The sequence below is a fragment of the Acinetobacter sp. V116_7 genome (assembly GCF_056735735.1).
In genome coordinates, this window is record NZ_JBWZIF010000028.1 from 921,028 (window position 1) to 933,985 (window position 12,958).

Annotated in this window: 14 protein-coding genes; 4 read left to right on the top strand and 10 right to left on the bottom strand. The window is 36.2% G+C overall.

All coding sequences use genetic code 11. The annotated features are described in order from the left end of the window. Window positions 1-72: 72 nt before the first annotated feature. The 9 genes from AC1PJP_RS18275 to AC1PJP_RS18315 all read right to left on the bottom strand — a co-directional run bounded on the left by AC1PJP_RS18275 (window position 73) and on the right by AC1PJP_RS18315 (window position 7,668). Window positions 73-1,017 carry a DUF4424 family protein gene (locus AC1PJP_RS18275; protein WP_479768015.1) on the bottom strand — a complete coding sequence of 315 codons (945 nt, stop codon included), beginning with the start codon at window positions 1,015-1,017 and terminating at the stop codon, window positions 73-75. A gap of 124 nt (window positions 1,018-1,141) precedes the next feature. Further along, window positions 1,142-1,486: a hypothetical protein gene (locus AC1PJP_RS18280; protein WP_045435682.1), complete on the bottom strand. Its 345-nt coding sequence runs from the start codon at window positions 1,484-1,486 to the stop codon at window positions 1,142-1,144. Between the two features lie 312 nt (window positions 1,487-1,798). Beyond that, the gene (locus tag AC1PJP_RS18285) at window positions 1,799-2,257 is read right to left on the bottom strand and encodes a hypothetical protein (RefSeq protein ID WP_004642270.1); all 459 of its coding nucleotides are present in this window, start codon (window positions 2,255-2,257) and stop codon (window positions 1,799-1,801) included. Window positions 2,258-2,507: 250 nt separating this feature from the next. Further along, window positions 2,508-2,702 carry a hypothetical protein gene (locus tag AC1PJP_RS18290; protein WP_479768017.1) on the bottom strand — a complete coding sequence of 65 codons (195 nt, stop codon included), beginning with the start codon at window positions 2,700-2,702 and terminating at the stop codon, window positions 2,508-2,510. 169 nt (window positions 2,703-2,871) lie between these two features. After that, the gene (locus AC1PJP_RS18295; protein ID WP_005041709.1) at window positions 2,872-3,189 is read right to left on the bottom strand and encodes a hypothetical protein; all 318 of its coding nucleotides are present in this window, start codon (window positions 3,187-3,189) and stop codon (window positions 2,872-2,874) included. Between the two features lie 142 nt (window positions 3,190-3,331). Next, window positions 3,332-4,036, bottom strand: a complete 705-nt coding sequence (locus AC1PJP_RS18300) for a hypothetical protein (RefSeq protein ID WP_479768019.1) — start codon at window positions 4,034-4,036, stop codon at window positions 3,332-3,334. A 284-nt stretch (window positions 4,037-4,320) separates the two neighbouring features. After that, complete coding sequence (locus AC1PJP_RS18305; RefSeq protein WP_479768021.1) at window positions 4,321-5,616, bottom strand: serine hydrolase domain-containing protein; 1,296 nt, start codon at window positions 5,614-5,616, stop codon at window positions 4,321-4,323. An 11-nt stretch (window positions 5,617-5,627) separates the two neighbouring features. Next, entirely contained in the window at window positions 5,628-6,794 is a 1,167-nt protein-coding gene (locus tag AC1PJP_RS18310) for a carbohydrate porin (RefSeq protein ID WP_479768023.1), read from the bottom strand. Between the two features lie 319 nt (window positions 6,795-7,113). Beyond that, window positions 7,114-7,668, bottom strand: coding sequence for a TetR/AcrR family transcriptional regulator (locus tag AC1PJP_RS18315; protein WP_479768257.1), 555 nt, complete (start codon window positions 7,666-7,668; stop codon window positions 7,114-7,116). Between the two features lie 705 nt (window positions 7,669-8,373). Here AC1PJP_RS18315 and AC1PJP_RS18320 point away from each other — a divergent pair. After that, window positions 8,374-9,132 (top strand): HD domain-containing protein, encoded by a 759-nt coding sequence (locus AC1PJP_RS18320; protein WP_005303870.1) that lies wholly within the window; start codon window positions 8,374-8,376, stop codon window positions 9,130-9,132. Window positions 9,133-9,195: 63 nt separating this feature from the next. On the opposite strand, the gene AC1PJP_RS18325 is transcribed toward AC1PJP_RS18320, so the two are convergent. Beyond that, window positions 9,196-9,795, bottom strand: coding sequence for a TetR/AcrR family transcriptional regulator (locus AC1PJP_RS18325; protein WP_151822761.1), 600 nt, complete (start codon window positions 9,793-9,795; stop codon window positions 9,196-9,198). Window positions 9,796-9,975: 180 nt separating this feature from the next. Between AC1PJP_RS18325 and AC1PJP_RS18330 the strand changes: the two genes are divergently transcribed. Genes AC1PJP_RS18330 through AC1PJP_RS18340 form a run of 3 tightly spaced genes read left to right on the top strand, consistent with a single transcriptional unit; the run spans window position 9,976 to window position 12,847 of the window. After that, a complete protein-coding gene (locus AC1PJP_RS18330; RefSeq protein ID WP_479768026.1) occupies window positions 9,976-11,028 on the top strand; it encodes a sugar phosphate isomerase/epimerase family protein in 1,053 nt (350 codons plus the stop codon). A gap of 21 nt (window positions 11,029-11,049) precedes the next feature. Continuing rightward, window positions 11,050-11,949, top strand: coding sequence for an alpha/beta fold hydrolase (locus AC1PJP_RS18335; RefSeq protein ID WP_479768028.1), 900 nt, complete (start codon window positions 11,050-11,052; stop codon window positions 11,947-11,949). Then, window positions 11,933-12,847: an alpha/beta hydrolase gene (locus tag AC1PJP_RS18340; RefSeq protein WP_479768030.1), complete on the top strand. Its 915-nt coding sequence runs from the start codon at window positions 11,933-11,935 to the stop codon at window positions 12,845-12,847. Before AC1PJP_RS18335 ends, AC1PJP_RS18340 begins: the two co-directional genes overlap by 17 nt. Window positions 12,848-12,958: the final 111 nt, after the last annotated feature.

Genomic DNA, 12,958 nt, shown 5'->3' on the forward strand with positions numbered 1-12,958 from the left:
ATGTGCCATCATTAAGTTATGTCACACAATCAAGAGTGATGCAATTTTATACAGTTTAGAGTTTGTATGAGCTTATCTAACTTTGACAAAAATAATATCTAAGTCTCGTTTTGGTACAAACTTGGTTTTAGTCATTTGAAATTGAGTTGGGCTAATCTTTTTGACTTGCCCGTCCCAACAAAATGAAACCAGTTCGTCTTTATCGCGCTCAATGGTGAGCTTAAAGTTTTCAATCGGCTTTGCCCAATTTGCACCTGTTGTCAAAATATAGCCCAGGGCACTAAACGGCGAATTTTCTGAACTGGCTTTTTTTAAGCCCTGCTTAAATTGTTTATCTATACAAAATTGCTGGTTATATTCGTCTGGATAGAGAGCAACTGAACCACCCACCAAAGGTTTATATTCATGCTGAATTTTAGTCAAACTATTGGCTTTAAAGGTCTGCTTCCAACTATAGATCACTTGAGATGACCATGGAATTACATCATCTTTTCTAAAATTGGCTAAGATTTTCTGTATTTGTGGCTTATTACACTTCTTTAGCTTATCTACATAATATTCATAATCATAGTTATTACGCAGCCACGGATTAAGCATGTCTTTTTCAGTAAAACCGCACTGCTTAAACTCATCAGTTGCATCAATCAGCGGTGATTTCTCATCTTTTTGAATAAACGTTCGTACATGCATTTCGGGTTTAATATTTTTACCATCCACCACAATCTTAAAACTTTTTAAAAGCTCTTCGGTGTGAGCAAAGTCAGACTCAAAAAAATTATCAATGCGTGGTAGCGGAAATAAAATCGTTTCAGTAACGTCTTTATTGCTTAGGTTTTTATAGAGATAGTCGACTTTAATTCGTTTTTTACTAATAAATAGATCTTCGCTTTGCATGGCGATCTGCGAATTTTTGAGATATTGAATCCCACCCGTACCGACGTAGCCCGTAGAATCATTGGCTACGCTATAGGTCGATAATTGAATTAATACAGCAAAAGTCATTACAAGCTTTTTCATTTTAAAGCGCTCTATGTCATTTTCTAATTATGGAGTGTCAATCTGTGGTAAATCATATTATATATTTCACCCACAAAAAACCGTCTAAAGACGGTTCGTTCATGCATTTAAAATCTAATTCATTTTAATGATAATTTAGTTTCTGCCTTATCATCCTTTTTTGCACACTAATTTTTCCAATAAAATTGGTTAGCCATAAAATACATTCATCACGATGTTCAAAATGAGGAATCAAACTTAAATCAATTTTTATATCTCTATCTGCCAAAGGCAAACTCAGGCAATATTCAAAATCGATAGAGTTATACTTTAATTTTAAATCTTTTTCTTCGGCCTGCTTTTTGATTTCAGCCATAATTCGATTGAGGTTAACAATCAAGTTGTTTGAAACTTGGTTATTTTCATAAATACGTTCATATACATTTTCAGCAACGTCTATGTATTTAATTAACTCGGCATTTTCATTCATATTATTTATATTCCCCTTTTTTTAAAGATTATGAACAGCTAAATGTTTAATTGCGTTACTTGACACATTGCTTATGTGAAAACCGTATATTTTTCTTTATTAACAAATACACTTAAGATATTGTTATTTATTATAATTCAATAGATATTTGCACATTTGTATACATTTAATATTTTCTAAAATCTAAATTTAGACAATATTAAAAGTTAGTTAGGATGAGATTAAGACAAAAAAAACCGCCCCAGAAGGCGGTCGCTGAAGTTAAACCAGCAGTATATAGAAGTGTGGTGGACGGTCACTTCTACATTCTTTTTATGAGGGAGTTTTATTGGTTTTACTAAAATCTTCAGATTTAAAATAATTGATAATCATGTCTGCATGCTCTTCTTTTTGAGGAGCTACAGATACAGGAAATGCATCTTTTGACATCTTAAAACCTGGTGGAAGAAATTGCGAAATTGGTGGCAATTTAGGTTTTCCACCTTCCGTAATTCGTTCAATAAAACCAGCTAACCATAGAAGATACTCTCCTTCATTTGCAAATTTTGGCATGACACTCAAGTCAATTTGAACTTTGCATTCACTTAAAGGTTTGGTTAAGTTCTCTTCAAAATCTATATAGTTGAACTTGAGCTTAAAGTCAGTTCCCTTGATCGCTTTTCGAATCTGACTAATTAAACAGTTAAGATTCTGAGTAATGTCATCAGTGAATAAGCTATCTTTTTTAATATTTTTATAAACCTTTTCGGCTACAGCTAAATACTTTGGCATTAACCTCTCTCCGTACTATTGTTATAAAGTGCTGATCTAAAAATCTTTTATGACTTTGATTATGCTCAAAGAAGTGTAAGCAAAGGTAATCTTATAGGTGTGGTTTGTAAGTAATTAGCATCTTGTGTAAAGATAGCCTAAAAAACACCTAAAAAAATTATGGTTTTGATAACTCATCCACAAAATGAATGGTTGAATAGAGATAATTAGAAACATTTACTTTCATATTATTTTATACCAATTGGTAAAATTAATATATTTTCATCTGTTTATCACGTCGCATCAAACCCAAAACAGATCTACGCACTCTTATTTCTTCCTCAGAAAAAGGCAAGTGTTCTGTGAGTTCGTGAATTGATAGTGAATTATTTTCTATCAAGAAACAGTCTTGCTCTGTTGTCCAGTTAGAAGTGGTTGATTCAATTTGCTTTAGATAACGTTTCATATTTCCTAGCAGACTTGTTTGCAATCTCAATATGCCTGTCTTTAAGACGAGCTTATCCCTTAGATTTTGTGGTGATCTTAAGGCTGAACGCGATTATAGCAGTCTGTAGATTAGATGTTCAGTATAGCCTCTAATAAAAAAAGCCCACACACTGTGGGCTTCCTACTCATTATTTTGCGGCATTCACCCCAACAATAAACTGACTACAATTAGAGCCTTCAGATGCGTTACCTAATTGCTTTTCAGAGAATTTGAATTTGGATGCAACAGACTCATAATCCTTTTTAAGGCTTTGGCCTGTTAGCTCACCTAGCTCTTTCACTTGTTCTGGCTTCAAGATGCCATGTTCAACAGCTTGATTTACCATGACACAGGCTGTAGTCATCGCGTCATAACGTGCAGCAGTTTTAGAGTAACCTAGAGCACCTATTACTCCACCAACAATTAAGCCAATAATTACCGCTAAAGTTACGTGCATTTTATTCATTTTTTAAATACCTAAAAATCTAACCATAAAGAGGAGCACTTCAAAAGGTTGTGCTCAAGTTCAGTTAGGATAAATGTATTTATCTGATATCAAAAGTTAGAATCTATCAGATTTATTGATAGATAAAGAGATTTCTAAATCATCAAGGTAAAAAAGCATTTGTTAGGAATACAAATCCGACAGAGAAAAAAGCATTATCCTGATGAGAGATTTGATTGCCATAACTTGCATCTAACTGAACAAAGTCTTTATAGACCATGTATCGAAAACCTGTTTGGTAAAAGGAGTCGTTTCGGTCATTACCATATACTTCGGCAGTGAGCGTTAATGGATGAGTAAGTTGTGTTTCGGTTCCAATTCCCCACGTGGTCTGGTTTTTATGTGTGGTATTTTCACGTAACCAGCCAAGGTTGGCATGGATTAAAAATTTATCATCGAAAGTAGAAATACTTAATGGAACATTGACCGTCCAATCTTTCTTAGATGAATCTTTAGTATTTATTTGTGTGCCAAAAGAAAAACCAACTCCCCAATCATTGGTTTCTAAAGGCTTTAATAAGGTTTTACCTTGTAAGGTTGTATAGCTGACGTGCTCAGTATCATCGTTTACTCTTCCCAGCCCTACAGCAAATTCAAAATTACCACCAAAATTACAGGCAGGCATTGCCCAATATTCTTTGTTGTCAGGATTATGCTGCATCCATGTTTCGAGTTGACAGGTTTTTGGAGAAACAAGAGCTGCATCGTCAACAACCATAGGTCGTCCACTATGGCTAGCGTTAGATAAAGCCAATAAACAGAAACCTGAAATAAGTGAGCGTTTCTTTAAAGTAAATACCACTGGCATCACTCCCATAAGTTATGGAGCATATGCTAGTACTGCAACCCGTCATGAATAAATCATAGGTTAATAATAGAAATGAAAAGATGGAAATAAAAAACCTCTTCTTGCATCCACAAAAAGAGGTCTGTCAGGACTTCAGTGGATACTTAGACTATTACCGATCGACTACTGTCACTCGAGCAAGTACTCACATTGAAGCTCCTAAAAATTAGTTGGGCGGATTCTAAAATTACCTTTGTTAAATATCAAGTTAAAATTTCGTGACAATCTAAGCTATAGAAAACTGCTTATTTTTGCTCGGTAAGATGCTGAGTTACCGCATTAAAAAATAAACTTTTTTCATTATCAAGTTCAGCAGATGGCATTGCAGTTTCCCATGTACTCCACTGCATCATAACAATCTTGTCTTTAGGGTTAATGGCTAACATCTGTCCAAAAATACCCAGTCCCCAAAAAGTTTCATCAGAATTTTGTGTGCTTAATGGCGAACCTTTTTTAGCATGTGAATTCCACCATTGAAAACCATATATTCCTTTTGGGTAGTTTTCTGAGACAGAGCCTTTCGCTTGATTCCATTTGGTCGCTTGGGCTGTCCAACCATCGGGTAACATCTTGTCGCCATTAGAAACACGTCCTTCATTCAATATAAATTGTCCAAAACGCGCATAATCACGTAACGTTGCATTAAACCCATGTCCACCCATGTCAACTTGATTACGGGTATAAGATTGCCAAACACCTTCTCGCTCCATACCTACCCGTTTCCAGACGTTATTTTCTAGATATTTCGCAATATTCTGATGCGTTGCTGCTTCTAACACTTTACCCACCAGATATGCCCCACCTGTGCTATATGACCATACCGTTCCCGGTTCATATTTCGCTTTCAGGTTTTTCACATTTTTATAGACACAAGCATCTGGATTATTAGCTGCCTCACAATAGGTCATTTTTGCAAAATCTGAATTTGGATCTTTATAGTTTTCATTCCACTCAACACCCGAAGTGTGCTGCAAAAGCTGTTTTAAGGATACTTTTTCCCAAGCAGTTCCTTTCAAATCTGGTAAGTATTGAATGATTGGATCATCTACTGATTTGATTTTACCTTGTTGAATAGCAACTCCAATTAATGTTGCTACAATAGACTTTGCCACTGAACGAGAAGTCCATAAAGTCGTTTCATTGTTCCCTTGTCCGTAATACTCATAAGCAATTTTGCCATCTTTTAATACAATCAGACCTGCAACACTTTGATTTTTTAAGTAGTCATTTAAATTATAATTTTTACCATCTACTGAGTAATGGATATCTTTATTTTTAATACTGTTCTTTAGTTTTGGGAGTGCAAGCACGTTTTTCTTATCAGGATGAAAAACACTGCCATCATAACTACGGAATGTATTTCGAAAGCCCACCACCCTTTGCTGTTGCGTCCATGTCAACATATCATGTGGGTCAGGTAATTTTTTATCCACGGTCGTTGGACAGTCCTTTAGTTCCAATTGCTGACAGCTATATTCAGCACAAGCGACACTACTGACGAATAGACCAGTGAACAGTAGGCTCATTTTTGTAATCTTCATCTTTTTTTCCCTTAGTAGAGCTTAATTTGAGTGACTAAACCAACAATCACATTGCTATTGAAGGCTTTTCCTGTAGAGCGGTAGTAGTTATCTGGATTCCAGATGTATTGTACGAATGGGCTTAGAGTCAGGCGTTTGTAATTAATATCGGTATCTAAAGAAAGAAAAGAGGTTGTTTTATTATTATTGCCATTAATTTTTTCTGTCATTAAAACATAATCATTATTGAGTTGAGACTGACCGAATTTCACGCCTAAATGATTTTTACCTTGATTGATTTTGTAGCTTAATCCAAGCTCCCAATAATTTTTATAAGGCTGGTTTTTCTCATCAATATATGAGTAAGCACCAAATACAGTTGGAATATTCTGATTATTAAAATCATGATTAAATCTAAAATTGAAACCATCTGTACCATCATATTTTTCTTGAGTATATGCATTACGATATTCAGAATTATTATAGAAATATAATAGCTCTGCTTTACTATTTTTATCTTTATATCCCACACCATATACTTGGGTGTAACCTAGTTGATGATGAAAGGAAAAATCTAATCCTTTTTTCTTATAGACATAATCATCTGTGTTGACCTCAAAAACCCCTGCATGCATATAGATATGGTCTGATAAATTATATTTGGCATAACCACCCCAATACGCATAGTTAGTCGGCAATGAACCCATTGCCCCTTTGATCGGGTCAGTACACAACAGGATATTTTGACAATTGTTATAGAGGAAATATCGTCTTAGATTGGTACGCCCAACGGAAGTATAGAGTTTCTTATCATTCCAATACTTATCCCAAGTCAGTAAACTGAGTTGGGATGAAGCTAAATCATTGGCAGCAATTGCTCCACCAACATAACTTCCTACTCCGCCAAACCAATTGTTTGAGGTATTTAGCTGTGCATCATCATTTAAACCATTAAACACATATTGTGCTTTTAAAACCCCAAAATCCTGACTTTCATTCGCTAATTTAATTTCAGTATTTAAAAACAAACCTGCTGAATTAGTAAAATTGTCATCTACATTACTTTCTTGGCTATACATCGCTAAATCAATAAAATTAGCTGTGAACTTAAAATTATCTTTTAGGTTCACTTCTGCATTTGCACTCATAGTATATAAAAGCACGAGTGTACCTATACATCCTTGTTTAGATATATACATAGAATCCTTTCCTTTAAATATAATTAATCACTTTCCAAGTTTTATATTTTTATAATTAAAAACTTGGTATAACGATTATTTCTAGCTCAATATAATATTTATTAACTCTGATAGTTTTTGAATCTCCTTCACCACAAATTAATAAATTATATTTAATAAATATCGATAATTTTGGGCTTGCTGATTTATTTCAGTCCCATTTGATAAATCTGATTTCAACATATTTATATTGGCTCGACTTGTGTGCTAATGACATCAATTTTGTCTAAAAATGACATATAACCCTTAAACACTTAGGCTATTAAATAATCAAAAAAAATTACCCAAACCCCAACAAAAAATACTCAAGTAACCGCTCTCTTTCATCTGGTTTGTTGGGATCTAAAAGCTGAACCATTGCTCCATCAATCACAAACAAAAACATGTGTGCATCTTGCTTTGAAGTATTTTCATTCGTTGTTAAAAGCAGTTTATAGGTTTCATTAATAAACCAGTTTCGATAGTCAACTACAGTCTGATAGGCCTTTGGGTGTGTTTTCGCAATTTCAAAAATAGCTTTAAACGGCAAATGATAAAGCCCTTCTAAGTCGGCATGTAAAAAGTAAAGCTTGCGCAATTTTTCAACTAAGGTTAATTCTTTTTGAACATTAATAATGGAAAGCACCTCGTGTTTAAGGCCATCTGTTTGAAAGGTTAAGCTCATTTGAATTAGCCTTTCTTTTGAGTGAAAGTAATTATAAAAAGTCGCTTTGGGGATTTTCGCCGACTCAATAATTCGGTCTACCCCGACATTGTGAAAGCCGTATTTATTAAAAAGATAGCGGGAAGTGTGCAGTACGCTTAAAGCACGAAATGGGAGATCTGAATGTGGCATATTTTTACCGTTATAAAAAATTATTGTTGTATATAAATGAGATATAAAAACCGCTGCCGTTTTGGGGAGAAAAAAAGGCATAGCAAAGCCGTAAAGACTGTGCTTGGCACATCTCAAGTTTTATTGTTGATTAAGTTTTTGGTCGTGACGAATTAAAGCCTGAAAAGCTTATGGCTATCAAACTGCTTTAAATGTTTAAGTTGTATCGTTATAGCTTTTGGCAAAGGCTGCCAAAAATTTATCAATGTGCATGGGCCAACTCCTTTTTATTGGGAGTTCTGCCAAAACATTAAAATTATGGTGGCAGAACGGAAGTGGGTTGACAGACTGGTAGGACTCCAGCACACCCGAAGGTGTCCCACTCCCGCCCTACCGCTACGGGAGGGAACGAGGTGTGCACATAAGACTATCCCTCAGAAAGGAATAAGTCTGATGCGGTCCTATGTGGTCTGTCAAAACCACCTGGCAATGTAGGCCAGCAGGCAAAGAATAGTGCCCAACCCTTTTGCAGTCAAGCACACGAAATGACAATCGTATTAAAATAGATCATTAAAAAGTAAGGATAAATAATTAAAATTTATTGTTAAATTGGGGTTTATAAAACGTCTATCAATCAAAGTTCTATCGATATTTTAAAAGATCCAACTTGCAAAAAATCATCTATGATAATATTTTAGAGTAATTACTCTAAAATGAGATTTACTAATGAAAACTATAAGAATTGGTTCATATCACTGGATGCAAACTACAAATGGTCAGCTCAATTTCAAAGAGAAAATTAAGTTAATTCAAAAAATTATGCTGCCAAGTATTATGGCCTCTATAAAAATAAATTACTTTCGGTTCAAAACTTCCGATGATTTTGATATCGATCAGATCGTAATACCAGATACTCAAATGGTTAAAGTCGCGCTTGATGAACTAGAAGCTAAAGCAAATATATCTATCTACAATCATTCATGGCGGACCTATTTCTGGGGAGCTGCCTTAGGCAATATACAAAATCAGCAATATGACCATGAATCACTTTTAATAGCCTCACTTTTTCATGATATTGGCTTAACTGAGCAACATATTCATAGTAAAGGTTGTAACTGTTTTACCTATGAGAGTGCTAAACAATTTGAGCTAAAGGCTAAAGAACATAGCTTTGATGAGAAGAAAAGTGAAGTTATTAGAGATGCTATCTGCTTACATATGAACGGCTATATAGATCATTCTGACCCAGCAGAAATTACTCTATTACAGCAAGGCGCATCCTGTGATGTGATTAGTGATGGTCTATATAGACTCCCCCTATCTTTTAGAAATGAAATTTTAGAAAAATATCCTAGAAAACAATTTAATAAAGAATTTATTGAGCTTATTGCTTTAGAGAGAAAAAGTGTTCCAAATTCACGGACAGGTTTATTATCTGAACTTGGTTTACCACTCATGATTAAGTCAAATTTATATGAAGAGTAATTTTCTATTAGAACTATTAATCGTAAAAAAATTTCAAAAAACTTCGCTTGAAATTTCAATTCACTAAACACTCACAACATATTGCTCTAGATTTTTTAATGCAAAATGAATCACCTGAGAAAGCTCTTCTTGAGAATATCCATCTCTTGCCTGAACAGATAAACCATGGAGAACAAGCGCGTAATATTGCCCTAAGGTTTTAGGGTCTGCATCTGCGACCAATTCACCATCTGATTTTGCCTGAACAAATCGTTCGACTAGACTTTGGCCTCGTGCAATACGCTGTGCTTTCATCCATTCCAAAACAGCTTGGTTTTCTTCACCTAGCACACTCGCTGCTGACACCACCATGCACCCATAGGAATGGTTGGTTTGCGTGTAAAGCGCTAGTGCATCTTGAAATAATTGGTTGATTGCATCCTTAATATTTTTTTGCTTTAAAGCATTTAGCGCGAAATTACCTTCGTTCTTTTCATAGTGATTTACAGCCTCTCTAAACAAGGCCTCTTTTGAGCCAAACGCTTTATAAATTCGAGCTGAGGCAATCCCCAAAACTTCAACTAAATCTGACATGGATGTGCCTTCATAGCCGTGAAGCCAGAAGAAATCTCTCGCTTTTACGAGGGCTTCTTCTCGATCAAACTCTCTTGGTCTGCCAGCCATAATGACCCTTTATCAAACTTAGTACGTGTTTTCATTATTATTCGAAAAAAATATTTTCACAAATAAATCAATGAGATTTATTCAAAATAGTCCTGTTTTGTTTTGATTTTCAAATAAAAAGTTGTTTTTCTCAAAAATTAAGCCTATTGTTTGTCGATCGACAACTAATTAGGTTTTATTATGAAAACCATCAAAGGCCCAAGTATTCATCTTGCTCAATTTAGTGATGATGTTTTCCCTTTTAACCGTCTAGAAGATATTGCTGCTTGGGTAGCAAACCAAGGCTTTGAAGCGGTACAACTTCCTGCTTGGGATAAGCGTTTATTTGATGTCAATTTGGCAGCAGAAAGCCAAGATTATTGCGATGAAATATTAGGTACTTTAAGCAATCATGGCTTAAAAATTAGTGAGTTAACGACTCATATTTTTGGGCAGCTAATGGCTGTGCATCCTGCTTATGACTCAATGTGCGATAACTTCGCCCCCTCTCATTTGCATGGCAATTCAGCAGCTAGAACCGAGTGGGCAAAACAACAAATGCTCGCCTCAATTCAGGCAGCTGCCCGCTTAGGTCTTAAAGAGATGGGGACATTTTCAGGCTCGCTAGCATGGCCTTATGTATTTCCATTTCCACAAAGACCATCAGGACTCATCGAAACGGCGTTTGATGAATTAGCGCGTCGATGGCTTCCTATTTTGAATGCTTGTGATGAACAAGACGTCAACCTTTGCTACGAAATTCACCCTGGTGAAGATTTGCATGACGGCATTACATTTGAAATGTTTTTAGAGCGGACTCGCAACCACCCACGTTGCCATATTCTTTTTGACCCAAGCCATTTTGTTTTACAGCAACTGAACTATCTGGAATATCTCAATATCTATAAAGATTTCATTCGCATGTTTCATGTTAAAGATGCCGAATTTAATCCAACAGGCCGCCAAGGAATGTATAGCGGCTATCAAAGCTGGGGAAATCGAGCGGGTCGATTCCGTTCTACGGGTGATGGTCAAGTTGACTTTAAAGCAATTTTTTCAAAGTTAGCGCATTACGACTACGAAGGCTGGGCAACATTAGAGTGGGAATGCTGCCTCAAAAATAAGGATGATGGCGCACGCGAAGGTGCCGAGTTTATTAAGCAAAATATTATTCATGTCACCGATAAAGTGTTTGATGACTTTGCTGCTGCCCCTGTGAATCAGACTCAAATTAATCAGTTATTAGGTATTTAAGGAATCGTAAGAGAACTCAAAATGAAAACTCAATTATTCAATGAAAACTCACATAACGAATTCCATCATCATTACACTCACATCGAAAGTAAAAAATTACACTACGTCACCTTAGGGGAAGGTACAGCTGTATTACTTATTCCGGGTTGGCCACAAACATGGTACGCGTGGCACAAAGTCATGGTTGAACTGGCGAAACAGGGTTATCAAGCAATCGCTGTTGATTTACCCGGAACCGGAAATTCAGCTCCACTGGATGGAAGTTACGATACGGGGCGTATTGCTAAAATTTTATCAATGCTCATGACTGAACTTGAATATCCAACTTATTCGGTTGTTGGTCATGATATTGGGATGTGGGTTGCATATGCGCTTGCATCTGACTTTCCTAAATCAGTCACTCGTCTTGCGGTAACAGAAGCAGTGATTCCCGGTTTAGCGCCCGCACCACCTATTTTTGTTGAGTCGAGTGAAAATATCTTTCTTTGGCATTTCATGTTTAACCAAACCCTAGATTTACCCGAAGCTTTAATCACAGGCCGTGAAGATACTTATTTAAACTATATGTTTGATAAATGGTCGTGGCACAAAGATAAAGTGGCGATTGAAACTTATATTGAAGCCTATAAAATTCCGGGTCGATTAACGGCGGGTTTTAATTATTATCGGTCTATTCCAGAGACCATTCGTCAAAATAAAATTAGAGAAACTAAAAGCTTAGACATGCCAGTTTTAGCAATAGGTGCTGAACATGCCACAGACAATGCACCTTATGAAACCATGAAGAAAGTTTCACCGCATTTAACAAGTGCGATTGTAAAAGACTGCGGTCATTTCATTATGGAAGAACAGTCAGAAACATTTAGTTCTCTCATTTTAGATTTTTTACAGCAGGAAAAAAGCCATGCCTCTACTTGCTGAAATTGAAAACTGGCTTAAGTCCAAACCAAGTACACAAGAAGTAAACTCGTTGCAAGAGCTAAGGGAACAAGTAAATAAAGACATTATTGATCAGCAAGGCATTCATCATGATGCAAGCTATCAGCAAAGTTTTCATGTTGCTGTTTCAGATGATATGGAAATTGAGGTTCGTGTTTATGTTCCCTATTCACTCGAAAACGCTGAGCAACGGCCCGCTTTAGTTTTTGCTCATGGTGGAGGCTGGTGTCTGGGAAGTTTAGACGCATGGGACCGCTCGTGTCGGTTATTAGCAGAATCCACTCAACTGGTTGTGTTTTCTGTGGACTATCGATTGGCTCCAGAGTTTAAGTTTCCCACGCCTTTAAATGATTTTTTTACGGCATTACGCTATATCCATGAAAATGCTTCACTGTTTGGAATTGACCGAAACCGTATTGCTGTAGGTGGAGATAGTGCGGGCGCAAACATAGCTGCCGCCTCATGTCTCATAGCAAGACAACACCCAGAAATTAAGGTGAGCCATCAACTTCTTTTCTACCCTGCTTTAGATGCAACAATGAGTAGCAAGTCTTATAGCCAATACGCCGAAGGTTATGGTTTGGAGTCATCCACAATGGTTTATTGCTGGGATCAATATGTGCCGCATGAAAGTGAAAAACAGAATGAACTTGTAAGCCCGTTACTCGCTCAGTCTTTAGAAGGACTACCGGATGCGACCATTTTTATTTGTGAATATGATCCCGTTCGCGATGATGGTGAAAGATATGCTCAAAAACTGTGGGATGCTGGTATTCAGGTGAACTTTCATTTGTTGGAAGGAATGATTCACGGCGCGATTCACATGCTGACCATTAGCCCAGAGAAAGTAAAATCTATCTATAGCAAAATTCGTATGTAGATAGGTTTATTTCCATCATTTAAGCATTTCGGTTAGTCGGACCACTCTTTAAAATTGTTTAATTAAACATTTGGAGTGGCCCAACTTACTTTTAACTATGGATATGGGTTA